Origin of the sequence: Staphylococcus ureilyticus (assembly GCF_002902235.1) — a bacterium.
Taxonomy (GTDB): Bacteria; Bacillota; Bacilli; order Staphylococcales; family Staphylococcaceae; genus Staphylococcus; species Staphylococcus ureilyticus.
Genome location: NZ_PPRL01000179.1, coordinates 512 through 1679, shown reverse-complemented (window position 1 = coordinate 1679; position 1168 = coordinate 512). Strand labels below are relative to the sequence as shown.

Annotated in this window: 2 protein-coding genes; both read right to left on the bottom strand. The window is 26.4% G+C overall.

What is annotated here, in order from left to right; translation table 11 throughout:
* Positions 1-228, bottom strand: a 228-nt coding sequence (locus tag CD150_RS13025) for a hypothetical protein (protein WP_142382344.1), incomplete at its 3' end; no start/stop codon positions are given.
* 14 nt (positions 229-242) lie between these two features.
* On the bottom strand, positions 243-1103 hold the full coding sequence (locus CD150_RS13020; protein WP_103161662.1) for a WYL domain-containing protein: 861 nt from the start codon (positions 1101-1103) through the stop codon (positions 243-245).
* Between the last annotated feature and the right edge of the window lie 65 nt (positions 1104-1168).

Here is a 1168-nt window from a genome sequence, read left to right as displayed (position 1 = left end):
AATCAAAAGAATGATGAAAAATTTCCAACCTATAAAAGTAAAAAATAATAGCGGAAGACATATCCAATTTAATATGAGCCTTTGCTTGCGACGATGTTTATAATTGATTGCTTCTTTTTCATTGGCTATTGTATTTCTACAAGCACATATAGTATCTTGTTCAGCTATGATTTTTTGATGTGCATTAATTAAAAATCCTAAATCATGCAATGTTTGTTCCTTATTCAATATTTTCATCTCCTTTAACTATATAGACCTTTTATTGTTTCTAAACGATTAATAAAGCTATTGATATAAGACTTTGGTGCTAACATACGTGCTAAAGGTGCAAGTTGGTAAGCGATATAATAGGCATCTAAATCAGTGCATGATACCTCGGTAATAATTTTATTGCCTTCATTTTTTAAAATTTTTTGAATAGAATATTGTTGTTCAAATTGTTTCCAAATAGATTTGTCTATTTCAAATTTGAAAGGTTTATTATTCTTGGTTTCGTCAAATTTTGATTCTAATAATCGGATATCAAGAATATCTCGAACTTTAATAGTATAAATATTATTTTGATATTCATATGTAAACCAATAGTCATAATGCATATATATTAGTGATAAAGGCTTTATGACTATTTTTTTATCTAAAGTAATACGTACCATTAATTTTTTGGCGATACTTTTTTGCAAAGTCATAAGGTGTTCACCAGGTAAAATATCGGGACGTATATTAAAATGATTTAATACACTTTTTAACACAAATTTATCTTCTAAACGATTTTTAGAAATTTCATCCAAGAATAAATTGTATACATTATTATGTAGAATAGGTGTTAAACTTTTAATTGTAATTAATAAACTTAATAAAGATAAACTATTTTTCGAATAAGAGCCATTAGAAAGTTGATAACCATCTAAGTTACGACTATATACAACTTTTGTATGTTTATTATTCCAATAATCACTTTCATAAAAGAAATTATTTAAATCATTGATATCTCTTTGAATCGATTTGCTTGATACCCCAGCAATTCTACTAAACTCAAAAGTATTTACTACATCATCATTTAATAAACGAGTAAGTAGCGTTAGTACACGTGTCGCTTTATCCAACGTAAACAACTCCTAATATGTATAATATTAAAATCGGTATGTCAACAGTAAAGTGGACAAAATAT